At 38.4% G+C, this 26,444-nt stretch carries 21 protein-coding genes; 9 read left to right on the top strand and 12 right to left on the bottom strand.

Annotated features, from left to right (window positions below):
- Nucleotides 1-293: 293 nt before the first annotated feature.
- On the bottom strand, nt 294-3,020 hold the full coding sequence (locus H6G79_RS23495; protein WP_199334030.1) for a CHAT domain-containing protein: 2,727 nt from the start codon (nt 3,018-3,020) through the stop codon (nt 294-296).
- Between the two features lie 188 nt (nt 3,021-3,208).
- Complete coding sequence (locus H6G79_RS23500) at nt 3,209-4,003, bottom strand: tetratricopeptide repeat protein (RefSeq protein WP_190592301.1); 795 nt, start codon at nt 4,001-4,003, stop codon at nt 3,209-3,211.
- Nucleotides 4,004-4,838: 835 nt separating this feature from the next.
- On the opposite strand from H6G79_RS23500, the gene H6G79_RS23505 reads away from it, so the two are divergent.
- Entirely contained in the window at nt 4,839-5,096 is a 258-nt protein-coding gene (locus tag H6G79_RS23505; protein ID WP_190592302.1) for a hypothetical protein, read from the top strand.
- A 315-nt stretch (nt 5,097-5,411) separates the two neighbouring features.
- Here the strand turns inward: H6G79_RS23505 and H6G79_RS23510 are convergent, their stop codons facing one another.
- Both H6G79_RS23510 and H6G79_RS23515 read right to left on the bottom strand, forming a co-directional pair.
- The gene (locus H6G79_RS23510) at nt 5,412-6,263 is read right to left on the bottom strand and encodes a cyanophycinase (RefSeq protein ID WP_190592303.1); all 852 of its coding nucleotides are present in this window, start codon (nt 6,261-6,263) and stop codon (nt 5,412-5,414) included.
- Nucleotides 6,264-6,758: 495 nt separating this feature from the next.
- A complete protein-coding gene (locus H6G79_RS23515) occupies nt 6,759-6,962 on the bottom strand; it encodes a hypothetical protein (RefSeq protein WP_190592304.1) in 204 nt (67 codons plus the stop codon).
- 319 nt (nt 6,963-7,281) lie between these two features.
- On the opposite strand from H6G79_RS23515, the gene H6G79_RS23520 reads away from it, so the two are divergent.
- Nucleotides 7,282-9,198 carry an acetate--CoA ligase family protein gene (locus H6G79_RS23520; protein WP_190592305.1) on the top strand — a complete coding sequence of 639 codons (1,917 nt, stop codon included), beginning with the start codon at nt 7,282-7,284 and terminating at the stop codon, nt 9,196-9,198.
- A gap of 174 nt (nt 9,199-9,372) precedes the next feature.
- Here the strand turns inward: H6G79_RS23520 and msrA are convergent, their stop codons facing one another.
- The 5 genes from msrA to H6G79_RS23545 form a co-directional block, all read right to left on the bottom strand.
- Nucleotides 9,373-10,050 (bottom strand): peptide-methionine (S)-S-oxide reductase MsrA, encoded by a 678-nt coding sequence (gene msrA, locus H6G79_RS23525; protein WP_190592306.1) that lies wholly within the window; start codon nt 10,048-10,050, stop codon nt 9,373-9,375.
- A gap of 23 nt (nt 10,051-10,073) precedes the next feature.
- The gene (locus tag H6G79_RS23530; protein WP_190592307.1) at nt 10,074-10,526 is read right to left on the bottom strand and encodes an N-acetyltransferase; all 453 of its coding nucleotides are present in this window, start codon (nt 10,524-10,526) and stop codon (nt 10,074-10,076) included.
- Nucleotides 10,527-10,679: 153 nt separating this feature from the next.
- Nucleotides 10,680-11,858 carry a cell wall metabolism sensor histidine kinase WalK gene (locus H6G79_RS23535; RefSeq protein ID WP_199334031.1) on the bottom strand — a complete coding sequence of 393 codons (1,179 nt, stop codon included), beginning with the start codon at nt 11,856-11,858 and terminating at the stop codon, nt 10,680-10,682.
- 898 nt (nt 11,859-12,756) lie between these two features.
- Nucleotides 12,757-13,908, bottom strand: a complete 1,152-nt coding sequence (locus tag H6G79_RS23540; RefSeq protein ID WP_190592308.1) for a 5-(carboxyamino)imidazole ribonucleotide synthase — start codon at nt 13,906-13,908, stop codon at nt 12,757-12,759.
- Nucleotides 13,905-14,477 (bottom strand): pentapeptide repeat-containing protein, encoded by a 573-nt coding sequence (locus tag H6G79_RS23545; protein ID WP_190592309.1) that lies wholly within the window; start codon nt 14,475-14,477, stop codon nt 13,905-13,907. Before H6G79_RS23545 ends, H6G79_RS23540 begins: the two co-directional genes overlap by 4 nt.
- A gap of 813 nt (nt 14,478-15,290) precedes the next feature.
- On the opposite strand from H6G79_RS23545, the gene H6G79_RS23550 reads away from it, so the two are divergent.
- Nucleotides 15,291-15,614, top strand: a complete 324-nt coding sequence (locus tag H6G79_RS23550) for a hypothetical protein (RefSeq protein WP_190592310.1) — start codon at nt 15,291-15,293, stop codon at nt 15,612-15,614.
- A 149-nt stretch (nt 15,615-15,763) separates the two neighbouring features.
- Here the strand turns inward: H6G79_RS23550 and H6G79_RS23555 are convergent, their stop codons facing one another.
- On the bottom strand, nt 15,764-16,999 hold the full coding sequence (locus tag H6G79_RS23555) for a lipopolysaccharide assembly protein LapB (RefSeq protein ID WP_190592311.1): 1,236 nt from the start codon (nt 16,997-16,999) through the stop codon (nt 15,764-15,766).
- 564 nt (nt 17,000-17,563) lie between these two features.
- Here H6G79_RS23555 and H6G79_RS23560 point away from each other — a divergent pair.
- Both H6G79_RS23560 and H6G79_RS23565 read left to right on the top strand, forming a co-directional pair.
- Entirely contained in the window at nt 17,564-18,211 is a 648-nt protein-coding gene (locus tag H6G79_RS23560) for a hypothetical protein (RefSeq protein ID WP_190592312.1), read from the top strand.
- A gap of 240 nt (nt 18,212-18,451) precedes the next feature.
- Entirely contained in the window at nt 18,452-19,792 is a 1,341-nt protein-coding gene (locus H6G79_RS23565) for an NAD(P)/FAD-dependent oxidoreductase (RefSeq protein WP_190592313.1), read from the top strand.
- Between the two features lie 138 nt (nt 19,793-19,930).
- Here the strand turns inward: H6G79_RS23565 and H6G79_RS23570 are convergent, their stop codons facing one another.
- Together H6G79_RS23570 and H6G79_RS23575 are read right to left on the bottom strand one after the other, a co-directional pair.
- On the bottom strand, nt 19,931-20,503 hold the full coding sequence (locus H6G79_RS23570; RefSeq protein ID WP_190592314.1) for an HD domain-containing protein: 573 nt from the start codon (nt 20,501-20,503) through the stop codon (nt 19,931-19,933).
- Nucleotides 20,500-21,864, bottom strand: coding sequence for a TIGR03985 family CRISPR-associated protein (locus H6G79_RS23575; protein WP_190592315.1), 1,365 nt, complete (start codon nt 21,862-21,864; stop codon nt 20,500-20,502). Before H6G79_RS23575 ends, H6G79_RS23570 begins: the two co-directional genes overlap by 4 nt.
- 101 nt (nt 21,865-21,965) lie before the next feature.
- On the opposite strand from H6G79_RS23575, the gene H6G79_RS23580 reads away from it, so the two are divergent.
- The 4 genes from H6G79_RS23580 (at nt 21,966) to cas10 (ending at nt 26,441) form a co-directional block, all read left to right on the top strand.
- The gene (locus H6G79_RS23580; protein ID WP_190592316.1) at nt 21,966-22,271 is read left to right on the top strand and encodes a CRISPR-associated protein Csx3; all 306 of its coding nucleotides are present in this window, start codon (nt 21,966-21,968) and stop codon (nt 22,269-22,271) included.
- Nucleotides 22,272-22,328: 57 nt separating this feature from the next.
- On the top strand, nt 22,329-23,252 hold the full coding sequence (locus tag H6G79_RS23585; RefSeq protein WP_190592317.1) for a CRISPR-associated protein Csx3: 924 nt from the start codon (nt 22,329-22,331) through the stop codon (nt 23,250-23,252).
- A 359-nt stretch (nt 23,253-23,611) separates the two neighbouring features.
- Nucleotides 23,612-23,902, top strand: a complete 291-nt coding sequence (locus H6G79_RS23590) for a hypothetical protein (protein WP_190592318.1) — start codon at nt 23,612-23,614, stop codon at nt 23,900-23,902.
- Nucleotides 23,903-24,143: 241 nt separating this feature from the next.
- A complete protein-coding gene (gene cas10, locus H6G79_RS23595; RefSeq protein ID WP_190592319.1) occupies nt 24,144-26,441 on the top strand; it encodes a type III-A CRISPR-associated protein Cas10/Csm1 in 2,298 nt (765 codons plus the stop codon).
- The last annotated feature ends 3 nt before the right edge of the window (nt 26,442-26,444 follow it).

Below are 26,444 nucleotides of genomic sequence, written 5' to 3' on the forward strand. Positions count from 1 at the left end.
AGTAGGGAATGGGGAGTAGGGAGTAGGAAAGAAGCTTGACCTGGGTGTACTGATTTTTTTCATAAATCAAATATGAGTCCTATATAAATTTATCTGCGTCCATCCGCGTTTATCTGCGGTTAATTATTTCCCTATATAGCAGTCCTAAATAATTTGTAAAATTTCCATATCTTTTTCTTCTTTCTTATCTTTGCGTCCTTGGCGTTCTTGGCGGTTCGTTTCCATATCTATGTTTTTCACGACTCATTTAGGATTGCTACATATAACCCACAAAAGGCTTAAATTTTCAAAATCTACTCAGCTTCACCAATTAAACTAAAAGCAGCCCAATGTAAGGGATTTTGATATTTATCTTGTTTCATTGTTGTTAACATAGCTTGGCGTAATGCGGTGGCTTTATCTTGTTTGTTTTGGAGATTTTTATAAAATTCGGTCATTAAAAACGATGTCGAGTTATCATCAACTGCCCATAAAGAAACGATGACGCTAGGGACACCAGCACTAATTAAAGAACGAGATAAACCAATAACACCATCACCCGTTACTCTACCGCGTCCGGTGTCGCAAGCACTTAAAACCACTAAGTCTGCATTTAATTTTAAATTGAGGATTTCTTCTGCTGTCAATAAACCGTTATCTTTACCGGATGGTGCTAATGCTATGGCGCTTCCTAACCCTTGGTTATCATCTAATAAACCATGAGTGGCTAAATGCACAATTCGCGCTTTTGAGATTTGCTGTAAAATGGCAGCTTTTGTTGCTTGGCTACCAGTAATTGCTTTCGTTTTGAATAACGGTGCAATTTCTTTTGCTTCTTTTTCTGCACCTGGTAAAGCTGGTAATTGTGCCAATGGTTTGCCAGGTTCTAAAGCTACTTTTGGCATTGTGGGATTACCCACGATTAAAACTTCTCCCTGGCGCGAATTTTGATGTGCTAACTTTTGTTTACGAGTTAAGTCTAAGACTTGAATTGATGGTGCGGTAAGAATTGTATGTTTTTCAATTAAGTATTTGCCTTGTTCATCTTGCAGTGCTGGAAAGGGAACTAAAAACAAAGACTCTTGAGGAATAAATACCACCTTTTCGTTTTCTTTGTTGGGTAAAAGGTCGGCAATAGGTTTAATTAATAAGTCATGTAACTGTCTAAAAGAGTTTTTGGCTTTGGTTGGATTTGAGTTAGCAGTAACTTGAATTCCCCCGCGCCCTCTGACACCAATTGATTGACGACTCACAGTCACTAATTCTGCAAGAGAGGTTTTATCTTTTTCTTGTAAGGGTCTGAGGTCAGTTATGCGGAAGGTAATTTCACCTGTAGGTTTGACTACCCAAATATATAGCGCCTGCTCAAGAGTTGCTGATGCTCCTAAGCGAGAAGTTGTTTTAGAATCAATTGAATATTGAACTAAGGTAGCATTTTGCTGCTTTGCGATTTGTTTGAGAAGGGATAATGTTGGTTTTGCGATTGTTGGTAATTGTGGTGTAGTATTACCGCGAGTGCTAGGCCTTGACTGGCGGGAAGATAATAAATCTATAAACGCTCTGGCTCTACCTCGTTCTGAAACTTCTAGAGCTTCATTCGTTTTATTTTGGGCAATTAAAACTTTTTGTAATAATTGATAAGCTTGAATTGGCTGCTCAAAAAATGATATTTTATAACTATCATTTTCTCCTAATCTTTCGCGCAGTGATTCCCAAATTTCAATGGAAGAGTATAAAGCTTTTTCTGCTTCTGGGAGTTTGCCCAACTCCATCAAAGGAATACTTAAATTATAGAGTGTGATGCCTTCGCCCCTGGTATATTTCGCCTCTCTGGTAGCAACTAAAGCTTGCTGATAATATTCTACCGATTTATTATAATTCTTCACTTGCAGGTAAGCACTGCCCAAGTAGCCTAAAGTTTGACTTTCGTTGAGGCGATCGCCTACTATTCTGGATACTGCCAAATCTTTTTCTAGATAATCTATTGCCTTAGCTGCTTCACCTTTATTAATATACGCTAGTCCGATATTTCCTAATGCTAATCCCTCGGCTCTGCGGTTAGATTGGGAACGGGCAATAGACAAAACTTGCTCATAGTAATTAATCGCTTTATCATAATCTCTCAGATAATAGTAAATATTACCAAGAGAGTTGAGGGATTGACGTTCACTATCTTTATCTTGAATTATCCGAGCAATTTCTAAACTCTGCTGATTGTATTGAATTGCTTGATTATAATCAGCAATAAAATAGTAGGCACTGCTAATATATCGCAGAAAATCTATAACTGCTGTACTATTAGTTAATTCTTTAGCAATAACTAACCCTTTTTGAGAAACTTCAATAGCAGCAGCATAGTTTTCTAAATTAAGATAAGTCTCACCTAAATTTAACAGTGCGACTAACTCACTTTGACGGTCATTAATAGCTCTCGCAAGTGCTAAAGCTTGTTGGTAATAATCAAGAGCTTGTGGTAAATTATTCAGGGCTGCGTAGGTTCTCCCTAAATTTCCAAGGGCGGCTATGCGATTTTGACTATCTTGATTTTGCTGGTCTAGGGCTAAATATTGTTGATAATATTGTATCGCCTGATTGTAGTTTTTTTGCAGGCGGTGAGCATTGGCTAACTTAACTACAATTTCGCCTGCATTGGGGCGCTTGGGTAATTTCTGGACTATCTGCCAAGATTTTTCATAATAATCAATTGCTGTTTTGTAGTTATTTTCCTGTTCATAACTAATTCCTAAAAATACCAAAGCAACAGACTCACCTTGGCGGTCATTAACTTGTTGATAAATACTTAAAGCCTGTTGTAAAGCTTGTCTGGCTGAAGTGATTTGTTTGTTACCTAAAAGTGCAGCCGCTTGCCTAATTAATGTATTGGCTTGTTGTGATTTGTTATTAGATGTTTGTGCCAATACTGGTGAATTAAAAAATATTAAATTCAAGTTTGACGGGGTAAACCCAATAGTCAAAATGGCGGTGATAAACGCGGTTAAATTTATTCTGCTTAAGCGTAGCCCATTGTGGGAATTGCTCATATTTTTATCTAGCATTTGATATATGAACAAGATAGGTAGAGAGGGGGACAAGGAGGACAAGGTAGAGTGTGTTTTATTTAGGATTGCTATTGTAATCAGCTAAGAAAGTTTAGGTTGCATATCCGAATTTAAGTTAAGGTGGGTATATTGCCCATATTATGCAAGTTAAATGTGCAGTAGCTGATCAATTAACGTTTTTGGTTTTGATTTCTTTCATAACTAAGAATACCAAGAATATTAGTTAATCTCGACTCGGTTTCTTTATCATTTATCTCGCGGGCAATATTTAAACTCTGCTGGACATACTCTAAAGATTTATCATATTGTTTTAAGTGATAGTGAGCCTCACCTAATTTTTCTAGAAAAAACATTGCCCCTGGTTTATCTTGTAAATTTTTGACTAGTGCTAAACCTTGCTGAGATACTTCAATAGCTGCGGCATAGTTTTTGACTAAAATATGACCAATTCCTAAATTACCTAGTAATTCTTTTTCATTTTTAGTATCTTTATTTTTTCTGGCTAACACCAAGGCTTGCTGATAATATGCAATAGCTTGGGGATAGTTTTTAGATTGTTGATAGGTATCACCTAATAAACGAACAATGGCATATTCATTTTCTCGTTTTGGTAATTGCTGGACAATTTTTAAAGCGCGTTGATAGTAATTAATCGCAGCATCATAGTTAGTTTCTTTGTTGTAAGTAATCCCCAACAATAACAGCATTGCTGATTCACTTTGTGGCTTTTTTGCTGCTTGATACAGTGCCAAAGCTTTTTCAAAAGACTGTCTAGCTTCAGGTACTTTTTGATTGTTTAAATATTCCACACCTTGTTTGAAAAATTTGTCTGCTTCTACTTCTTGACTGTTTTGAGCTTGTGCCAATACCTGCGTTGATGGCCAGATGAACGAATTTGCCGGGATCAATCCAACAGCTAATACCAGTGTAGTAAGTGCCGTTAAGCCAATAGCGCGATAAGACATGGTGCTTTTACATATAAATATTTTTGTAATTTATTACGTAGGTGGATATTCTTAGCCAATATAGAGATAAATTTTAAGAATTCAGTACTCCCCTTCCCTCGTCTACGGTGTACACACAAATCAGGGTTGAGTGCATCTATCCGCTCAATTCAAACTGGTATAAGTCCTGTCACCAATATTTCGGATATCTAGCTTCACGGGAAAGATTATTAGACTTATCATAAAACCCGCAGGGGGCAGGGGGAGAAAGAGTTTTGTCTTTCTGCACAGATTTCTAGAATCATAACTGATTAACCGGACATGATATGACATCTTTTACTGTCTTGAAGTACAGTTACCGCAAAAGCAGTATCCAGCAGTCATGCCGTACTCTAGCAGCCTAACAGACGAAGAGTGGGAAATCCTTGAACTCCTACTGCCGACTATAATTGCCGCCTAAGAAGCAGACCAGACCCTCGAATTGGACAATAATTGGCTCGCAAGGGGTGAAAAACACTTGTAATGCTAGTGTTGAGTCGAAAGGATATTGTTTCTACAAATCGACGAATAGAATTAAGAAGCATCTAGCCGTTGATACGTTGGGGTTTCCCTTCTTTACTTACTGCTAAAGTTGATCGCTTTTTGTTTTCTATAGTAATTCTAAAAAAATTATTAACATATCTCTACCTTGTCTCCCGTGTCTACCTTGTCTCCTTGTCTCTTTTATTTATATATCAAAATTATAAATAATGTGGTTTTAACTACGCTCTGAGATGGGTTAGATCAGATAAACTTTTCAAGGTGAATGTCATTAAATGCTGACTTTCGTGATGTTACAAAATAGGACAGCCTAGCTATGAGTAGAGATGTAGTCAAAGTCATCTTATGGGAAGAAAAGCAAAAAGAGTATCTCAAAAAGTTGTATGATTTACAATTTATTCCCCGAATCGGAGAAGAAATTTACATAAATAGGGAGAATTGGAAAGTAACGAGAATTGAACATGATGTGGAAGTTAGTGAAGTGAATATCTATATGGAAATAGCCAAAAAATCCAAAACAGAAAAAGAAAAAGAAAAAGAAAAAGAAAGAGAAAGACCATCCTCAAATTCATAAATATGTAGTCAATAAGGTGCATTTACCTATTGAGGTGGGGAGTAGGGAGTAGATTTATTTGTAATTTTTTTAGGGATATTATATCTGACTTCTGAATTCTTATTCAAATATTTCTCAAATTAATCATTGTTTCACTGCTTTTTTGATTTTATTTTGTTGCATAGTGCAGCACTTGTAAAGTTAGCGATCGCTCAAACTAACTATCATTTTGCTCATAGTATTTACTCAGTGACTAGAGTTATCAGAATTTACGCAAGAAAATGCAAAATTAAGGGTGTAGGGGTGTAGGTGTTCAAAACCCCTACACCCGTATCTCTATACTGCTACAGACTCATTCACAGCTTCACTAGCAACAACACCATTAGTCAGAATTGCCTGCCGCGTTTTTAAGTTAAATTTATAACCATGTGGCAAAATGTGTAACTTCGCACCGCAAATTGCTAAAGGTTCATCGCGGAGAATTGTATCTGCGTTGTTATATGTAGATTCAGATTCATCCACGATTGTGACTGAACCTTCACCAATAATTTCGATTTGGTCATCAGTGATTGCGATCGCAGTATTCTCATCAATCCCAAATCCTAACACCGCAGGTTCACGGACTAAGGCTGTAATCAAACGTCCTAAGCGTCCCCGTTGCAAGAAATGTTGGTCAATCACCACCCCTGGAAGAAAACCAAGGCCTGGCCCCATTTCCACAATTTCCATCCTGGGTGTACTTTGAGAATCACCCTCAACAATCATTTTATCGGGCATTACCGCCGCACCCGCACTCGTCCCGGCGATTACTGCGCCTTCCGCGTAACGTTTGTGAATCGCCGCATCAATTTCGGTATCTTTGAGGATGCTAGTAATTCTGGCTTGGTCTCCACCAGTAAAAAATATCCCGGTTGCTTTACTAATTGCTTCTAAAGCAGTCGAAGAAGACGCATCTTCACGAGTTTCAGTATCAACAATCCGCACCTTTTCTGCACCTAAGCGTTCAAAAACTCGAATGTAATTTTCGCCCACCTCTCTAGGTAATTCGGTTGCGGCTGTCATAATTACAATATTGGCTTTTGTACCTCCAGCCCGACGGACAAATTCTCGCAGAATCACGCAATCGCCTTCTTTATCTTCTGCACCGCCAATAATTACCAACTGGCGTTTATGTGTAGCCTCTGTCATAATGCCTCCCGGATAACCGGATTAAGAATTTAATTTAATTAATTTCAATAAAACATGACAATTACGACAATCCAATCAGCCCTTTGGTAGATTAATTTTTAATAGGAGAAGCTAAAATTTGTATAATTCTATGTATACTTAAATCTCATGAATAAGTAGGTGGACATAATTATTTAGAATACGCCTTTCGACTACGCTCAAGGCACGTCGCTCAATGCTCGTCATAACAATTGCTACAACAATAAGACCCAAAGAGATAGAAAAGCATAGCAGTAATTGGTAATTTATTTAGCAGAATTACCAATCACTAATGTATTAAGAATGTATTTATCCCTCTTCTCGAACGGGCTTTTTTACTGCCCTGAAATTATATAGCGTTTTTCATTCCAATGAAGTAAATCAATCTAGCCTCTATCCCCTATCAACTTGTACTGCACTCAACCACAAAACGCTATAAATGTGGATAATAATCTCCACATTTATTCAGGGAAATTGCTACTGCGGGCGAATTTTGTAAAGTAAGTTAACTAAAAATAGACGCGCTTGTTCCAGAGGTAAATGTCGTGGTTTACCTTGATAAACAATTTGAAATTCGTTGATATCTGGGCCATCACCATAGCCAGAAATCAGTTTACAGTGAAAAGCTTCCTCGGCGAGTTGTCTCACTTCATCTCTGAGAGCAGCTTTTGTGCTATTCATGTTTGGCTGTCTCCTCTAACCCTATTTTTCTACTTATATATTTTTCTGAATCAAAAAGCACCCTTCAAAGGTTATATTTTTATCTTGACCAATTGCGTGTAGAATCCTATTGATTTGAGTCAAACCCACAGAAATTTATTTATGCCCTGAGATAGTTGAAAATACTTAATAAATCGATTTAGGGTGAAATTAACAAAGTATAAGAAGAAAGTTACAGATTGCCTAAGCTAATGTGAATCAATTTACAATAATTGATTGAGTCTAAGCAACCACAAATTACAGTTGAAATTTCAGGGTGTTTAGCAAAGGTTGAGAATCAATGATTCAAGAAAAAAGTACCAATGTAGTCCGTGTGAATGCCAGAAGAACAGATGTGTTTGATGTTTTCAACTTCCAGCATTATGCCGGGCCGAACCCCTATTTAGATAGAGGCGCACTAGTATTTGATTTTGTGCTGACTGGGTATAGAGAACCTTTGCCCATTGAAGACTATGTTAAAAAAATTAGCGATCGCTATCCCCTGTTAGGTAATCAAACTTATGAATCTTATGCTCATTTGTTTGCACGCACCGCCTCAGAAGTGGGAAAGTTAGACATGGATTTGCACCTCACTCACTTCTATGTGAAACCAGAGGACAAATTTACCCGCATTAGTATTCAATCACTGCATCCCCGCACAACCAGAGCCGTAATTTATTGTATTTGGGATTGGTTTGAAGCGATCGGGCAAGACGAAGATTTTCTGTTGGATGACCAACTAGTCAGCTTACAAACCAGATTCCGCGAATCTGTCTATGGTGGCCCCACCGTTTACGCCTTGTTACGCACCGCCGATGAAAAAGGTATCCCCACCTTTTATCTTTGGGATGAAGGATTAATGCAATACGGCTGGGGGAAAAAACAAGTCCGGGGTGTCGCCACAACTTTTGACTGTGATAGCCATATAGATTCCGACTTCACCACCCGCAAAGACGACTGTAAAGACTTTTTGGGTAACTTAGGTTTTCCAGTTCCCCAAGGTGAAATCGTCACTACTGAAAAAGAAGCCTTGATAGTAGCTAGAGAAATTGGCTACCCCGTCGCCGTTAAACCTGTAGTTGGTCATAAAGGAATCGGTGTCACCGCCGCCGTACAAGACTCCTACGAGTTAGAATCAGCTTACGATCGCGCCTTAACCGCCATTCCAGAAAATCAACCTACACGGATAATTGTCGAAAAAAGCATTACTGGTAAAGATTTTCGCTTGCTGTGTGTCAACGGTAAATTTGTTGCAGCCACAGAACGCCGTCCCGCATCCGTCACAGGTGATGGTTACTCCAGCATTCACGAATTAATTCGCCAAGAAAATCGCAAACCAGAACGTTTAGACTCACCCACCTCAGCAATGAGCAAAATTCAAATTGATGAGGCGATGGAACTGTATTTAGAGGAACAGCGTTTGTCTTTAAAAAGTGTCCTCGAAAAAGGTAGAAGTGTCTTTTTAAGGAAAGTTGCTAATCTTTCTGCTGGTGGTATGAGTATCAATGCTACCCACACAATTCATGACGATAATATTATCTTGGCGCAAGACATTGCCCAACATTTTCGTTTAACTTGTCTGGGTATTGATGTGATTACCGAAGACTTAGCGGAATCTTGGAAACAAGGTAACTTTGCCATCTTAGAAATTAATGCTGCACCCGGTATTTTAATGCACCTCAACCCCGCCGTAGGTGAAAGTATTGATGTCCCATCCCGCATCCTCGAAACTTTTTTTACATCGGGAATTGATGCGAGGATTCCTACTATTACCTTTAACAAAATCTCAGTTCAAGAACTACAAACCACAATTGACCATATTTTATTGCAGCATCCAGAATGGACAATAGGTGCTGTATGTCGGGAAGCTGTTTTGATCAATCGCTCCCAAAAAGTTTTGCGTCCAGATTACAACAGTAATATTCAAAGTTTACTGCGGAATCCCAAACTTGATTTGTTAATTGCAGAATATGACTCAGAAACTTTAAATACAGAAGGGATGTTTTATCAAGGCAGTAATATTGTAATCTTAGATAACCCCACTGAAACGGAAATGATGTTAGTGCGTGATTTAGTGGATGGTTCAACAGTGGTCATTAAAAAAGGTAATGATATTTCCATTAAACGCAAAGGATTAATTGAAGACTACACCTTGGGCGAAGATGAACCATTTACCAGAGTTTATTTGAAAGAAGTTAGTACCATTTTATCTACATAGAATTCAGGAGTCAGAAGGAAGTACGATATTTCGTCAAGCTCAGTGCATCGCCGCCGGATGAATAAGCGGGTTGAAGACCGCTACTAATTGATTCTGACTCCTGAATTCTGAATTATTCTTCAAGCAAAGTGCTGAGTTCCACCATCTTTATAGGTGGTGGTTTTTAGTGTCTCCTTATTTTTTATAAATTTCAGGAAATGTAGCTTGAAGTTTAGCTAATTTTGGTAGGTCATGGGCTACGACATAGCGACTATCAGGATTACGAGCTATATAATTTTGATGGTATTCTTCTGCTTTGTAAAAACCTTTTAATGGACTGATTTCGGTAACAATTTTTTGATCAAATATTTTCTGTTGATTAAGTTGATTAATATATTTTTGTGTTTCTTGCTTTTGTTGGTCGTTTGCAAAAAATATTACTGAACGATATTGTCTACCAGAATCTGGCCCTTGGCGATTTAACTGTGTTGGGTCATGGGCTACTAAAAAGTAAATTTTTAATAGTTGTTCGTAGGAAATTTTGGAGGGGTCATAAGTGATTTTTACTGATTCCGCATGATTGGTAAAGCCAGAACTCACAAGTGAGTAGTCTGCTGTCATTGCATCGCCGCCAGAAAAGCCAGAAACAACATCAGAAACACCATTGAGATGCTCAAACACTGCTTCCATTCCCCAAAAGCAGCCACCACCAAAAACGGCTATTTGCTTTGTTTGGGGTGTAGTGGTGGAAATATCACTGGCGGGAGTGGGAAATAGTACACGCGCTGCACCATACAAGAGTATGAAACTCAAAGATATGATGGACAAGTTGCGTACTAAGTTGCGAGAAAGTGTCAAGTTACTATTTGACATATTTATATAAATTCCTTTGATGATTAATTTAGTTTTTTAGTCATAAGATAGCGATCGCTATCTTTAAATCCCACTCGGTGATAAAAATTTTGGGCAGATATATTTTCTCTTTCAACTTCTAAATGTAATGCTTGAATATTCAGAGAAATGCAGACCTCTTCTAAAAACTTAATTGCTTGTTTGCCAATGCCTTGACCTTGATAAGCTGAATTAATATATATTTCATCAATAAAAGCATCTCGTCCTCCGTATTCTAAACTATAGCCAAATGAGAGAATAACATAACCAATTGCTTGACTTTGGTCTTGAATTAACCAAACCTGACCTATTGATTTTTCATTCAGTAGTTGCATCAACGCATGACGCACAACAACTGCATTAAATGAGAGATAGCCATCTAGTTGATAAAATTCTTGGATTAAAACTAAAAGTGTTTCAACATCATTATTATCTCCTGGTTTAAAGTTAATGTTCATATAGGAATACGGTTTGATTCCTGAATCTAGTTGTGTAAGCAGGGAGTAGGGAATGGGGAGTAGGGGGTAGGAAAGACTGCTGATCTGAGTGTACTGATTTTTTTCATAAATCAAATATGAGTCCTATATAGCAATCAAATTTAACTCTTGAACTTACTCTTGAAGGTAGGGAATAAGATTTTCTGGTTTTTTTCCTTTTACTTCTAATGCAGGTAATTTCAAGATAAAACTACTACCATACCCAAGTTCCGAGCGGAGTTCAATTGTACCGCCAATACACTCTACAAGGCGTTTGACGATACATAAACCCATACCAGTACCGCCTGTAGCACGAGTGCGAGAAGAATCTAGGCGATAAAATGGTTCAAAAATGCGGGACTGTTCTAATAAGGGAATACCACATCCTTTGTCGCTGACTTGAATCATTGCCAAATCTTCCGTTTGGGTGAGTTGTAAAATAATTGGCTCACCAGTAGCGGAATATTTCACGGCATTGGTAATCAGATGGTTTAATATCTGCATTAGCTGTTGGCGTTCGGCTTTGACTTGAACAGGAAAGGAAGTGATATTTAACTGAATTTCCCGATGATGAAATTTTTCGGTCATCTCGGCTACGGCTACAACTACATCATTAAGTAAAATTGTTTCAGTTTCGCCGGGACAGGGAATGGCGCTGTTATCCGCCCGTGCTAAGTCTAGTAAGTCTTGGAGGATATGATTCATTCTTTCGGCATCAGAAACAGCCATTTCGAGAGTTTCTTTTTGGGAAGCGGCTAAATTATGGCTACGTTGGAGACTTCTTTGCAGATATCCATAAACCATACTCAAGGGTGTGCGTAACTCGTGGGCTAAATCACTGAATAACTGGCGTTGCTGTTCTTTGGAGTCAGAAAGTTTGGTTAAAAATTCTATCCATGTCTGGGCTAATTCTTGAATTTCGGTTGGTGTTTGATTTAAACCTAACTGCTGGGGAGTGAGTTCAGTTGTGCAGGTTTCTGCCCATTGATTGATCTGTTGTAATGGTAAGAGCGATCGCTTAATAAATAAAGTAGTCAAAACTGTGGTGATAGTCAGGGAAAAAATACTCATCATTCCCAAACTTTGAATCACAGTTAATAATTGATAATTGTCAGCTATTCCATAATTTTTATCAGCAATCATCAAACATTCTTTGATTTCCCAACCAGCCCAGAGTGTAAAGCTACTTAGTCCCAGGGTCACAATTAAGATAATGCCAACAGTCAGCCGGAAATGTAGTGAATCTGGGTCAATTCTGGCGACCAAAAATTCAACTAATTTTCGTTTAAAACTTTCCGCAAAATTTATTGTCATATCTTGATATATGAACCAAAGAGACAAGGTAGACTAGGCAGACAAGGTAGATTCATACCTTGCACTTTCCACAGTTCAAATTTAATCGATGTTTCTGCCAGAAAAATGAGTTTTTCCTGAATAGAGTTAAAGCTTTTGCTGAAAGCTCTTTCAGAGCGATTTGGTATCATAGCGTTTACTATAGGAATCCGATTTGATTTCTGAATCTAGTTATGTAGGTAGGGAGTAGGGAATGGGGAGTAGGGAGTAGGAAAGACGGCTGATCTAGGTGTACTGATTTTTTTCATAAATCAAATATTATGACTTACGCACTGTACAAAATAACTATCTTGTGTATCAACGGAAATACGTTGTTTCAGCCTTTGATCAATCACTCTAGATTAGGTGCGATCGCTAAAATATCATTGAAAAATCTAGCTATAAACCTTAAAAACCCTACCTGTTATTTTGGTTTGTCTGTCAATGCGTAAGTCCTAAAATATGAGTCCTATAGTACAGGTCGGCTTAAATAAACAGACCACACTTCGACCACGCAGTAGTTGAATCTCGACACTTCTCCTACCGGAGACGCTACGCGAACGACAAGCTCAGTGCATCGCTTCGCTCGATTACCGCGAAGCCGAAACTCAGTGACCATAAGAAATTGCTAAAAGGCTTGTGGTATCGTTATTATTTCTTTTTCCTTTTGCCTTCTTAGGGACTTTTTTCTTGTGGGGTGGACATCTTGTCCGCCCCTAGCCAAGGGCGGGCTAGAAGCCCACCCCACAAGATTGGATAATTTATTTGTTGGAAATCCCTTACAAAGTTAGGCGGGACGGAAACCGACACCGCCTACTTTGCGCTTTTTACTTTTGTCTTGTTGTACTAGGCTTAATCATTGAACAAACCCAAGAAGGAATCACTGTGTAATTCTTACGGGATACCAAATAGATTCTAGGGTGTGGGCTAGATGATTTGCAGTTTCTGGATTATATTCATTCAGCAAAACTGTAACATGCCCCAATTTCCGCCCAGGACGAGATGTAGTTTTGCCATACCAGTGAACGCTGGCTTGGGGAATGGCGGCTAATTGTTGGCGCTGGCTTTGATAGTCACTCTCAGAATTTTCATATCCCAGCAAGTTGACCATGATAGCCATTTGACAGTGTAAGTCAGGATTGCCCAAAGGTAAACCACACACGGCTCTGAGGTGTTGTTCAAATTGGGAAGTTTCGCAAGCATCTATTGAGAAATGTCCTGAATTGTGGGTGCGGGGGGCTATTTCGTTGACTAAGACTTTACCTTCTTTGGTGAGAAATAGTTCTATGCCAAAAATACCGACTACTTCGAGGCTATTTAATAAGATATGAGCGATCGCTTGACTTTGTTCGGCTTGATTAGGTGTAATATCCGCAGGTGCTATCACGCGCCGACACACTTGTTGTTCTTGTTGAGTTTCTACCACTGGATAGATAACCACTTCACCATTTACCGAACGGGCTGCAATTACCGCTAGTTCTCGTTCAAATGGTACAAATTCTTCAATTAAGAACTGTGATTGATTTGCTGCTTGAGCTAACTTTTCCTGTAAAGTTGCTAAATCTTGGATAATAAATGTGCCTTGTCCGTCGTAACCGTGACGACGGGATTTTAAGACAACCGGAAAACTTAAATCTTCTAGCTTGGATGCTAAATTCTCGACATCATCCACAGCAAAAAATTGCGGTACAGGTAAACCTAAATCTCGCAAATAACAACGCTGATGATATTTATCTAATAACGGCGATAAAGCTTCTAACCTCGGACGAAAGCAAACACCTTGATTAGCTAATACACCTAAAGCATCAAGGTCAACAAATTCATTTTCAAAGGTGATGACATCACTTTTTTGGGCTAATATTTCTGTGGCTTTTGCATTATCAATTGCCGCAAACACTGTATCTTGGGCAATAGCTACAGCCGGGTCAAATTTACTAGGAGTTTGTACAATTAATTCTACTCCTAGTTTTTGCGCTGCATCCCCCATCATCCAGGCTAGTTGCCCACCACCAATTACACCAACACGCTTCATCGACATCCTAAAGATTCACGGGTATCTACGCCAGTTTTGGAATTTACCCCACTGGCTTTACGGCACAGTTCTTTGATTTGCGCTCTATCCAAAACTGCATCGGTGAAGTCTGCACCTTGAATATTCACATCTGTAAACAGGGCGCGAAGTAACAATGCTTCTTTAAAAATGGCATCACTTAAATCTGCCCCTGTTAAGTTTACCTGATCCACCATCGCATTAGTTAAATCGGCTTGGTGAAGATTGGCTTTTGTCATCACTGAAGCACTTAAGACGGCTCCGCGCAAGTCAGCACCAGTAAAGTTCGCCATTTCCATATTCGCGTTAGAAAATTCCGCCGCTTGCAAAGTTTCTCCCGAAAAGTCTCTTCTCGCCAACTGTGCATTACTAAATGACAAGGGATGAGTCCAGTCTACGGCTAAGGCGGGAGCAGGCAGAAGGCAGAGAGTAAGAATACTCAATATCAAAGCCGGAATGGGATTTATGACTCTGTGATGATTGCTTTTTATGTAAATCAAGCAGAATAATAAAATTCCTAAAAGTAATGCTAATCCTGGCTGCCACAACATATTTGTTTTTTAGGTATAGTTGATGACCTTAGCTTAACATTTTGTAATCTTAGGCGATCGCTAAAACATTTTTGGGAAACGACTGGATGAGTCGAAGAGATAAGGGAGATAGGGGAGACAAGGTTGACAAGGGAGACAAAGAGAGGGATGTTTGTCAATCAATTTAGGATTTCCATATATTAATCAATCCCTTTTTTACTGTTCCCTCCCTACGCAAATATGTTCATTAATCAAATCAGGTTAATATATATAACCAAAGGCTGATTTTTATCACTAAATATAAATTACTGCGAACGCTCACGTTAAACTTTACAATTCTTGATTTAAAAAATTGCGTTTTGCGATATAAGTTGCGATATAAGTATTCTTATTAAAGAAATTCATAAGTTGTTAATCATGAGAACATCTCATAAATAAACATCCACAAGGAATATTCCCTAATCGCTAATAAATTAATTAGTTACATTTCTTTATGATTTATTTTCCAAGTAAAGTTTATTAACTTTTGCTGTTAACCTCAATTCTCCCCTGTTAGTCTTCTTATTAAGGTGAGTGAGTCAGCGTTGCTTGAGCATATTAATTATCTGTCTTGGATGCTTGACCAGCTACACCAGAGGAGAATTAACTTTAGTTTCATAAATAGTTGCTTGGCTACGACAAGAGGCAGGAGGAAAAGAAAGTTCAAGAGGTCACAAAATAGGTTTTAACCTTCTCTAACGGTTGGTTTATTTCTATTGCCACTTGTGAGTCAGAAACTCATCAGTTTATATTCAGCAACTACCCAAAAATTCGTAAGCAGTAAGTATTAGACAAATGGTGAAACATTATTCTCTGGAATGGATTGAAGCTTGGTGCCAAGAAAATGGCTGGACAGAGTTATTTGTAGAGCGACGCAACAATTATTGGGCGTTTCCTCCTGGTGGAGTGATGCCAGAACCAATTCCATCTCATGTGTTGAGAGGAATTAAAGCCGAAAAAGGACTCACCGTTGAAGAAAGAATTTGGTCATTGTCGGCTGTAATGGGTACAGTTGTAGCTGTCGTTAGCACCTTTATACTCAGATGTCCTATGCCTTTGGTATTGGCCTTTGCCTTTAACGCTGTAACGGTGGCTCAATTTGAATTAGAAGATGTTTAACGGTTAAGGTGGTCATTTGTCCTCTCTTACAAAGTTCTGATCGGAGGAAGCCTCCGCTCAGACTTTGCGCTTTGTTCTTAGTCATTAGTAAGGTTTCGAGATTTACGTTTTGTAACCTAATTGTTGTTGATTTAACAAATGACAAATGACTATTGCCCAGATTCTTTAGAGACTTTTTCTATTTGTTGGGTAAAGTAAGATTCTTCGTGTTTGAGTTGCTGTGCTAGTTGTAAGCCTTGCTGAAAGGCTGAGAGTGCTTGAGGATAATCTTTTTGTTGTAAATAAATTTGCCCAATTTGGTCGTAAGCTTGCATTAAGCCGTAAGAGTTATAGGCTTTGCTTTGGGTTTCGATGAGAATTTGACTGGTTTGTAATGCTGCGTCAATTTGTCCTTGGGAACGGTAAAGGACAATTAATTTTTGTAAAGCTTCCGCCGCTATAACAAATTGTTGTGATTCCCAAGCAGTTGTATAAGCTTGTTGATAGTTATTAAAAGTTTCTTGAATTAGGCTAGGATTTTCTTTGGCTAAAGATTCGTAGTTACTAGCGATCGCTAATTTTAATTCTGGTATTTTGAGAATATTTTCTGGGTCAGTATACAGTAACGCTAACTTATTTAAGGTATCTATAGCCTGTTGTGGTTGTTTGTTTTGCTGGTAAACATAAGCTAACTGTTTGAGATATGTTACCTCACTGGTGCGATCGCCCTCAACAGTCGCTAGATTTAATAATTCTTGATATGTGGCGGCGGCTTTAGGATAATCGAACCAAGCTAGATTTAATTCAGCGATGGTTTGCAGGGTTGATAACTCTGCGGTTTTATCTTGTTGCTGGCGTACGGCTGTCAAAATTTGATTGTAAACTTCTAAAGCATTTTTGGGCGATCGCACATTTTGATAAGCTGCACCTAAAGCCTGTAATAATTCTAAATTTACGCCTTGTTGAGCAACGGTTTTGGGTGATAAAGCCTGTTTTTGAATTGCTTGCAACCTTTGAGTTATATAAAATAACTGCTGACGGTCGTTTTGATTCCAAGCGATCGCACCTACTCTAGATAAAGCATCAATTTCCGGTATTGTTCCCAAATAGCGTCGCAGACGGATTTCCCGGTTCCAAATTTCAAACGCTGTTACCTTATCTCCCGCTTGTAACGTTTCTGCTGCTTGTTGATTTAATTCATCTAACGCAGTGGCTAAAGTTTGCTGTTCCTCCGTCGTTAACGGTTCTTTATCAGCCGAAGGCCGCACTAAAGGATCAGGTGTGGTAACTTCTAAAGGACTAGGGGGAAATTTATCTGCTTGATTAGGATCTTTCGTTGCTGCCAGGGTGACAGAGTTATTTAATAAGATAGTGAAAATTGCGATCGTGCATAAGCGCCTGAGCATAAATACTTTACCTGACTAAAAGTTAGATGATAATTAGTTACTAGTACAACAAGGCAAAAGTCAAAAGGAAAAAGAAAAAATAGTGATAACACAAGCCTTTTAGCAATTCCAGATGCTCTATTTTATTTACGCCGACCTGTACTAGCTCAATAATGACGATATTTTTCTAAAAATTCTCCAGGCGCGAGGATATAACATTTCTGTTTTCATCCCCTTACGGAGTAAATGGTTTGGATACTCTTCGCTCAGGGGCGTTTACCTACTGTGTACACACAAGTCAAAAATTTTCAGGTTCAACCACATCCCGCCTAGAACTAAAGTTCCAGACTCATGGCCAAAGTCCACAAAGCGTGGACTGGAATACATTTTTAGTCGAGTCATCTGAAGATGACTTGCGCTATGAGACTCGGAATGAATTCCGAGGCGGGACTGTAAAGAAACTGGTTTAAAAAAAATTTTCCCACATCTGCCAAGAGGCTGCATAAAAAAATCTAGGTCAACCTATTGAGTTAGTGAAGGGGTTAAACCCCAGAAACAAGCAAGAAAACATTAGGAGACTAGATCATGAAATTCCGTAATATCACCAGTTCTTTATTGACCGCTACTGCACTTTTGACCACTACATTCCCCGCTTTTGCTGGCCCCTTTGATGTCAGACCATCTGGAATATTCCGCCCCAATGATGTGATTCCTGGGGCTGTTGGTAATGTGAATAAATCTACACCCAGCACACCCAGCAACCCAGTCGGTAATAGTGAAATTCAAGGCTTAGGCGACCATCAATCTTGGGTTGACAACAAAACTCTCGCCAATGACCCCCGCGCTTTGTGCAGTGATGTTGGCTTAGGTAACAACACCCGCACTAGTTCCAGCAAAATTGCTTTAGCAACCTCTACTAGCACTCGTACCAGTTCTTCTCGCAGTCATAATGATGGCGGTGGCGGTGGTGTCAGCATTTTGGGAATTGGTGTTAGCGGTAGTGGTGCTAGTCAAGGTAGTCAAAATAATAGTGAATCTCGTGACAGTCGCACCAACCGCAACGAAGAAAATAGCAGCAGTTCTGCAACTGTGGTTCAAGGTAAGAATTGCGATGCTTTTGTTAACGCTGCTGCGGCTAGAGATATCAACTACCAAGACAACTTAACCCGCCGCTATGAAATTAAAACAGGTCGTCGCGGACAACAAGTTAATCAACTCCTGCAAGATAAGTAATGCGATGTTCGATATTAGCTTGGACATCTTGTCCAAGCTACAAGAAATATAAAAATAATTAACCTGAAAACGCCAAGGTTAGCGCCTTGGCAATTCTCATTCTGAGTTCTGACTTCTGCTGTAGTTTTGACTACTTTTCTGATTTTTTAAATAGTTCTAAATAAGCAGCAACTTAATGATAATGCTGTTAAATCTTTGTTAAGAAAAGTTACAACGCTCTTAACACAAGGAAATATTATTATGGTTGTCACAGGTGAGAAGAATACCAAACATCAGGTAGTAATTGTAGGTGGTGGCTTTGGGGGATTATATACAGCAAAATATTTGGGTAACGCGAATGTAAACGTTACCCTCATTGATAAACGGAACTTCCATTTATTTCAGCCACTGTTATATCAAGTTGCTACAGGTACGCTATCACCCGGTGATATTTCCTCACCATTACGATCTGTATTCAGCAAAAGTAAGAATACTCAGGTATTGTTAGGAGAAGTCAGCGATATTGACCCAAAAACCCAAAAAGTGATGATGGGTAATCAAGTAATACCCTATGACACTTTAATTGTGGCGACAGGTGCAAATCATTCTTATTTTGGTAAAGAACACTGGAAAGATTTGGCTCCTGGTTTAAAAACTGTGGAAGATGCTATCGAAATGCGCCGCCGGATATTTGGTGCATTTGAAGCCGCCGAAAAAGAAACTGATCCTGAAAAGCGTAGTGCTTGGTTGACTTTTGTGATTGTGGGTGGTGGCCCTACAGGTGTAGAATTAGCAGGTGCGATCGCGGAATTGGCATACAAAACTCTCAAAGAAGATTTCCGCAGTATCGATACATCCGAAACCAAAATTTTACTATTGCAAGGTGGCGATCGCATTCTGCCACACATTTCACCAGATTTGTCAGAAGAAGCAACCGCATCCTTAAGAAAGTTAGGTGTGGTGATTAACACTAAAACCAGAGTCACCGACATTGAAAATGACATTGTTACTTTCAAGCAAGACGGTGAAATCAGATCCATTCACTCCAAAACTATCTTATGGGCAGCAGGTGTGAAAGGTTCGACAATGGGGGCAATTTTAGCAGAACGTACAGATGTAGAACTTGATCATGCCGGACGTGTAGTTGTAGAACCAGACTTGACTGTTAGAGATTACAAAAACATTTTTGTGATTGGAGATTTAGCTAACTTTTCCCATCAAGATGGCAAACCCTTACCTGGTGTTGCACCAGTCGCCAAACAACAAGGAGAATATGTCGCTAAACTGATTAGACGACGCTTGAGAGGTTCGACTTTGCCACAATTCCACTACAACGATGTTGGTAGTTTGGCAATGATTGGGCAGAATTTAGCTGTTGTCGATTTAGGTTTCCTTCAACTGACAGGTTTCCCAGCTTGGGTATTTTGGCTCATAATTCACATCTATTTCTTAATTGAGTTTGACACTAAATTACTCGTAGTATTCCAGTGGGCTTGGAACTATATCACTCGAAATCGTCGCTCTAGATTAATTACAGGCCGAGAAGCATTTACAGAACCGCAAACACCTGTTAACAAGAGCAGTCGTTTACTAGATGCTTAACGGCGTAAATAATTATTGTTGGGGTAAGCAGAGGAAACAGCACCTCGACTTCTCCTAACGGAGACGCTGCGCGAACGCTCGGCGACCGGAAGCAGAGGTGTAGAGGGATTTGTATTAGTAATTTTGTGAATGGTATTATTAGCTTTCGTTGTCGAGTTCTTGAATCACCCGTGAAAACTCTTGGGTGAGAAAGTCGGAACCAGTTGCAGTATAAATTTCTTGCAACTGTTGATAAAACCATAAGGTTCTTTCTCTACCCGCCTTAAACTCTTGCCAAATGCCGTTACCATGTTGGCGTAAATCCGCTAATAATGACCTAGCATTGTGTAGTTTATCGGCTAACGATACCAGTCGAATTGAAGGTGAAGCAAAACGCAGATTTTCTAAATACTTTTGTTTACGTTCTTCCCAAGGTGGTTTGGGGTATGTGTCAGATTCTGTGCAACCATCGACAATGGTAACGACTGTCTCACCGAAACGCTGGCGGATTTCTTCACGGGTGGATTTTCCGCCTTGGTCTTCGATACTATCATGTAGTAGAGCTGCGATCGCCTCTGCTTCTGTTCCGCCTGCCTCTAAAACCAGTGCTGCAACACTTAGTAAATGACTGATATAAGGAACACCACTAATTTTGCGAGTTTGATTTGTATGCAGACGAGTTGCATACACTAATGCTGATTCAAAATTGGCTGTTAATTCTGCTGTATTCATAATTCATCTTGATGATAAAGCTGAAATTCTTGAGCGACATCAGCCGCAATACTTTGTCTAAGTTCATAAGGAAATAGAACTTCACATTTTGGTCGCCAAGCACGTAAACGCATCATCACGTTATTATCTCGATTTTTAGCATCTTGATATCTAATAAATACTTGATAATAAGCATCTGCTGGTGAACGATGGGCAAGAATTTTTAATAAAGCTTTTTGTTGTTGTGGTTGTGTAATTTTTTGTTTGATTAAATTTTGTGCTTGTTGGTAAGAAATTGATTGAAATGTTTCATGGCGTTCCGTACCTTTAACATAGCGATCGCCAAACTCTCTATCAAACCGCAACAACATCAATTGTGCAGGTAAATAAAAATCAAACCCCCAAGCCTTAGCCATTTCTAAAGCTACATAATCGGGCGTAGGTAAAGTATGTCTTTGATAATTTTGTCGTAAATTTGCTGGAATTTGGGCATGATCCCAGCTTAAAGGCTGCATTTTTTGAATATGGTCAAGGCGGAAGTTATACCATTTTTTCTGAACATCAGGACTTTCACCATAAGCGCATAAATAAACTGCCCTTTGAATATAGTAAATACAGACTGGGTAAACAATACAATCAATTTTACTTCCCGCCTTGGCACTGTTATAAGTTAGTTTGATTGGTGGTACTAAAGTTTTTGTCCATAACTCTCTTAACTGATGTTGCCAATCATCAACAGCATCCAAATTACTGCGGGGTGTAATATAATCTAACTTGAGAAAAAATCTTTGAACTCCGTTAATTTTCTGCGAGTGATTTTCGGCAAATCCTACTAAGTCTTCGTGCAGAAAATTCAATTCATAATTATTATCAGCTTTGGACAAAATTGGACGCGATGGAAATTCACTGACACGATAATATTTATCATTTTGATAAATCAGCCAATTCAAACTAACTAAAATTTGTAAATCGCCATGCAAAGAACGACGAGTTACAGCAAATAATCTTCTCTGTAGAACTTTATCTAATTTAGGTTTTGTAATATCAGTATGTGCAATTATTAATTCCTGCCATTGGTGAGCAACTATTCCAGTATTTTCATTAAATAACCATTGGGCTGTTGTTTTCGCACAAGCACAACGAGAGTCATGTAAATGGGGAATTTCTTCGCCTTTAGTGTGAGTAGGGCTAAAAAAAGCATCCCGCCACTCTACATAAGTAAAGCCATCATTCAACATTAACCGTTCTTGATGACCACCGTATAACGAACGCAACCACACCCACAAGCGAATTGTCCGCAACAGTTTCTGCTTGAGTGAACCCCTAGCTAACCATTGCAGTAAATCAACTTGGGGTAAATCTTGAAATACCAATTCAGACACTAAGTTAATCTCAACAAATAACTTTCCTTAAGATACAGCCTATTGGAAGACAACTTTTCCAACGGCGTGTATGATATATCCAGCAAATCAAGGCAACGCTAATGTCTACCTACAAAATTGAAATTAAAGAAGATTTATTAAGAGTTAGTTTTGGTGAACCAGCCCAAAATGATCAGATTGTACGTGATGCAGCCGCCAGATTAGAAGAGATGTCTGCATCAGGGGAATTAGCCGGAGGACAGTTACTCAAAATTAACGGGCCGATTTCTATCCCTGTAGCATTTGTTTTAGCACACAAATTGGCTCACATATATGGAGCAGTTGCTTTTTACGATCCTAAGTTGGGTAAGTATGTAATTTCTATTACACACAATCCAGCGTATAAACTAGGAGATTTAATTGATTGATATTTGATGTGCCGACCAACTAGAGGATGAGATTGGTTTGATAAACTTGCAATAATTATGACTACTTATTATGTAGAGTTACAGGGTGACATCCTTAAAGTAGGATTTGGCAGTACGCAAGCTACAGGCGATCGCATCGTCCGTGATGTAGCCGCTAAGTTAGATGAGATGATAACTACAGGAGAGTTACCCGGTGGTAATCTCATCAAAATCAATGGGCGGATTTCAGTATTAGTTAGTCAGATTTTAGCCGATAAATTAGGGAAATTGTATGATTCCATAGCTTTATTAGATCCCAAAATCGGCGAACCAGGAATAGATAGATATGTCGTCACCATCAGCCGAAATCCTAACTATCAAGTCGGTGATATTTTAGATGTCGTGCGAGAATCTCATCAAACTAACCTGAAAGTTGTCTTGTGTGGCTTTGCGAATACCGGAAAGACTTGCTTTCGGGAGGGATTAAAACAAGCACTATTGCAGATTCCCGACGCACCAGAATCATACTTTATTTCCGGTTGTCCCGATGGCGATGGTTCATGGTACAGCGAAACCGCCAGACGTGATCCTGATTTAGCCGCAGAGTTAAAAGCACGTTACAAAGCTGGATTTAGTCCAGAGTTCGCCAAACTGAAGGCGCAGGAAGTTCGAGGTGTGAATACTCCCATCTTCGTCTTTGATATTGGGGGAAGAATCTCCGACGCGAACCGCTTGATTATGAAAGAGGCTACCCATGCGGTGATTTTAGTCAAAGATGAGGCGGAGATTGAGCCTTGGGTGAAGTTTTGTGACGAGTTGAAGTTAGAAGTTATTGCGATCGTTTTTAGCGATTATTTTGGGAATAATGACGTTATTAAGTCGGAATCACCGATTTTGCGCGGTACAGTTCATAGATTACAACGAGGTGAGGATGTATCGCAGCGTCCAATTATCCAGGCTTTGGCGCGGTTGTTAGTGGGTTTGAGTATGGAAATAATATAAAAAACACAAATATTACTCGAAAGGTAAAGCGAGCAAAGGCTAGGTATCAGCTTTAATTTTTGAGTCCCCTTACGGGGATGAAATAAAGAAACTGATTTAGCTAACTAGCCTCGATACTTCAAACTGCGTACTTCAATCCCCTTACGGGGAGTTTGTAGCTATAAGCTTTAGTGATGAAGGAACATTTGAAGTTTTGGCTGAAGCTAACTAGCTAAATATATATAAGTTTTTGCGTAAAAGTCAAGACAGAATAATAAAGCTAAAGTTTATTTTTTAAAGTGTTATGTATTTTTCCAGACCATTCCTGTTTAAATTCAACTAGAATATAATGAACAAATTCACTTATTAAGGAGTTCCGTATGAGGCTCTATTTGGATAGCTTGGCCAAAGCCAGCGATTATTTACCTAACCAGCCTATGACCCAAAAAGCGTACTTAGATAGTAATGTTCGACTTTTACCAAATGACCAGTCGAGTTCAATACTCACCCACACCGCTATCTGGGTTCTCCTTGCTTTAGTTCTTATTATTGCTGTCTCTACGTCACTGCAAAACTTTCAATCGACCCGTTCTAGCACCATTTGGACTATTCAACTTGGTAAGTTGTTTTTGATATCGTTTCGCAACGAATCCAGCAAACCTCAAAAATAGATCAAGTAAGGTTACAAGTTTTTAATATAGCTTCAGAGCGTATAGAGTTATGTATCGTACTTGCGCTCTGTATGCTTTCCTATAGATAGGATTCGTTTTTGACTCAAGCTAACAATACTGAGATTAGTTTTTACAAAAGTTTGATTTAGTCTCAAACTATCTGATTGGTGTGAGTTTGCATCCACAAATTCGTAATCTGCTATATCAGAATAATTCCCAATCGTTATATGTAAATATGACCATGACTCATACACAAAAATCTTTTAATGTTGCCTTACGAGTTATCCAAGAGTCAGTAAATCTGATTATAAAATGGGTTGATCCAAAATTAGTTAAAAAACCTTATGTTTCACTTGTAGAAGATTATGTTGAGGAAGCGAAACAAATCTTATCTTGGCCAAGTCATAGTCAACCAGATTTTTTAAGACTCATATTTGATAGTGTCAAAATTTATCAACGTCATGATAAAGAACATTATTGGTTTCCTAAAATCATTGAAGATAATAATCCTATAATTCATTACCCTGACACAAATAAGCCAAGTGATGATATTCTTATTGAGATTAAATCAGAGATCAAGCAATATATAAATATTCTGACAGATGATGATTGGAATAATTTATCATTACTGACTTTATTTATAGAAAAATTCGCATCGTTTCTCAGTTTGGGTGCAGCTAACGTATCTTTGTTAGATATGGCAAGAACTACGGCCGCAGTAGCAGTAGCATTAATTAATAATCCTGATAGTGAAGTTAGTTTAATTTCTGGTGATTTATCAGGAATTAAAAAATTTATTTATACTATTTCTTCTGATGGTGCTTTAAAATCCCTTAGAGCTAGGAGTTTTTATTTAGAATTGGTCACAGAAGAAGTAGTCCAGCAATTACTATCGAGATTAGAAATTCCCCGAACTAATGTAATTTATGCTGGTGGTGGTAACTTATATATTTTGGCATCAGGAACTGAAGAAAATAAAAAGATTGTTCAACAAGTACGACAGCAATTTAATAAATGGCTTTTGGAAGAGTTTCAAGGTAAAGTATTTCTAGCTTTAGACTGTTTAAACTTTCCAGTTAAAGAACTTGCCTGTGATAAATTTTCCAGTCATTGGTCAAATGCAACCAAAAATCTGGCTGTACATAAATCTCAGAAATTTGCCGACCAAATTAGCAATTTTATTATCCCAAGTCATAGTCATGAACCTTGTCGTGTTTGTCACCGTGATGATGTAGAACTAGAAAAATTAAAACCTCTTAACAAAAATGAGCCAGATTCAGTGATTGCTTGTGAAACTTGTCGCAGTATGTTCGATTTGGGAAGTAATTTATTTGGAGTGAAAGCTATTGTACGCTCAAGTCGTGAAAATGTAGATAGTAAGTTACCTACACTGTCATTTAAACTTCCTGCTATTGATGACTCTCCTGCCGTTAATATTTATTATCACTGCTTTAAAACTTGGAAGCCAATAGTACCAGAATCCGACACAGTTTTATTAGTCAATGATTGGAACTTAGAACATTATCAATTTAAGCATTTTAAAAATGTTTCTACCTTGTTATTAGGTAACTATGGTAAGGAAAGTGAAACAGATAAAAATCATCAAGAAGAAGTACAAGGCTTTATGCGTGCTGAAGAAATGGCAGCAAAAGCCAAAGGTATTGATAGAGTTGGCTATTTGAAAATTGATGTAGACAAACTTGGACAAATATTCGCTAAAGGCTTAGGTGAGAATCAATCTTTACCTAGATTAGCTGGATTATCTCGCCAAATTAATTACTTTTTTAAGGTATATTTGAATAGTTTAGCAAATCAAAGGAATATTAATATTCCTGATCAAATTACTCAACCTACAACCAAAAATGAGCCATATAATATACTATTTATATATGCTGGTGGGGATGATGTATTTATTAGTGGAGCATGGAACGAAATTGTAGATTTTTCATTTGATGTTTATCAATGCTTTCGTGCTTATACTGGCAACAACCCAAATATTACTTTGTCAGGTGGAATTAGTATTGATGATGCCAAGTTTCCTCTATATCAATCTGCTGAATCTTCAGATAATGCAGAGAAGGCAGCCAAAAATAATGGCAGAGATAGTTTAAGCCTATTTGGTCAAGTTTTTAAATGGGATGAATGGTTAGGAATTAGCAGAGAAACTGATTTTGATACTTTTAATAAAAATTATAAGAATCCAGAAACCAATAAACCTTCACTTTTGGGAATTTTACCATTTGTTCAGAGATTAGAACAGCAAAATATTGGGGTTAATTATGCTCGTAACTTTGTACGTAATCTGTTAATCACCGCACAGATACAAGAGCAAGCATTGAAAAAGTTTGAAGAAGATAATAAATCAGAGGAGGCTTTAGGAACTCGCTATTATTTGCATTTACCAAAGATTGCTTATACTTTAGCGAGATTACCCAAGAATGTACTAGATGATAATGACTTTAGGACTTCTTTAAAAAGTCCATATAATGCGCCTTATTTTCGGGCGATCGCAACTTGGATTGAACTCTTAAACCGCTAGTAA

This window comes from Anabaena sp. FACHB-83 (genome assembly GCF_014697485.1).
Classification (GTDB): Bacteria; Cyanobacteriota; Cyanobacteriia; order Cyanobacteriales; family Nostocaceae; genus Nostoc_B.

Coding starts and splice junctions, on each gene's coding strand:
- H6G79_RS23495 (WP_199334030.1), bottom strand. CDS start 3,020: ATGAGCAATTCCCACAATGGGCTACGCTTAAGCAGAATAAATTTAACC.
- H6G79_RS23500 (WP_190592301.1), bottom strand. CDS start 4,003: ATGTCTTATCGCGCTATTGGCTTAACGGCACTTACTACACTGGTATTA.
- H6G79_RS23505 (WP_190592302.1), top strand. CDS start 4,839: ATGAGTAGAGATGTAGTCAAAGTCATCTTATGGGAAGAAAAGCAAAAA.
- H6G79_RS23510 (WP_190592303.1), bottom strand. CDS start 6,263: ATGACAGAGGCTACACATAAACGCCAGTTGGTAATTATTGGCGGTGCA.
- H6G79_RS23515 (WP_190592304.1), bottom strand. CDS start 6,962: ATGAATAGCACAAAAGCTGCTCTCAGAGATGAAGTGAGACAACTCGCC.
- H6G79_RS23520 (WP_190592305.1), top strand. CDS start 7,282: ATGATTCAAGAAAAAAGTACCAATGTAGTCCGTGTGAATGCCAGAAGA.
- msrA (WP_190592306.1), bottom strand. CDS start 10,050: ATGTCAAATAGTAACTTGACACTTTCTCGCAACTTAGTACGCAACTTG.
- H6G79_RS23530 (WP_190592307.1), bottom strand. CDS start 10,526: ATGAACATTAACTTTAAACCAGGAGATAATAATGATGTTGAAACACTT.
- H6G79_RS23535 (WP_199334031.1), bottom strand. CDS start 11,858: ATGACAATAAATTTTGCGGAAAGTTTTAAACGAAAATTAGTTGAATTT.
- H6G79_RS23540 (WP_190592308.1), bottom strand. CDS start 13,908: ATGAAGCGTGTTGGTGTAATTGGTGGTGGGCAACTAGCCTGGATGATG.
- H6G79_RS23545 (WP_190592309.1), bottom strand. CDS start 14,477: ATGTTGTGGCAGCCAGGATTAGCATTACTTTTAGGAATTTTATTATTC.
- H6G79_RS23550 (WP_190592310.1), top strand. CDS start 15,291: ATGGTGAAACATTATTCTCTGGAATGGATTGAAGCTTGGTGCCAAGAA.
- H6G79_RS23555 (WP_190592311.1), bottom strand. CDS start 16,999: ATGCTCAGGCGCTTATGCACGATCGCAATTTTCACTATCTTATTAAAT.
- H6G79_RS23560 (WP_190592312.1), top strand. CDS start 17,564: ATGAAATTCCGTAATATCACCAGTTCTTTATTGACCGCTACTGCACTT.
- H6G79_RS23565 (WP_190592313.1), top strand. CDS start 18,452: ATGGTTGTCACAGGTGAGAAGAATACCAAACATCAGGTAGTAATTGTA.
- H6G79_RS23570 (WP_190592314.1), bottom strand. CDS start 20,503: ATGAATACAGCAGAATTAACAGCCAATTTTGAATCAGCATTAGTGTAT.
- H6G79_RS23580 (WP_190592316.1), top strand. CDS start 21,966: ATGTCTACCTACAAAATTGAAATTAAAGAAGATTTATTAAGAGTTAGT.
- H6G79_RS23585 (WP_190592317.1), top strand. CDS start 22,329: ATGACTACTTATTATGTAGAGTTACAGGGTGACATCCTTAAAGTAGGA.
- H6G79_RS23590 (WP_190592318.1), top strand. CDS start 23,612: ATGAGGCTCTATTTGGATAGCTTGGCCAAAGCCAGCGATTATTTACCT.
- cas10 (WP_190592319.1), top strand. CDS start 24,144: ATGACTCATACACAAAAATCTTTTAATGTTGCCTTACGAGTTATCCAA.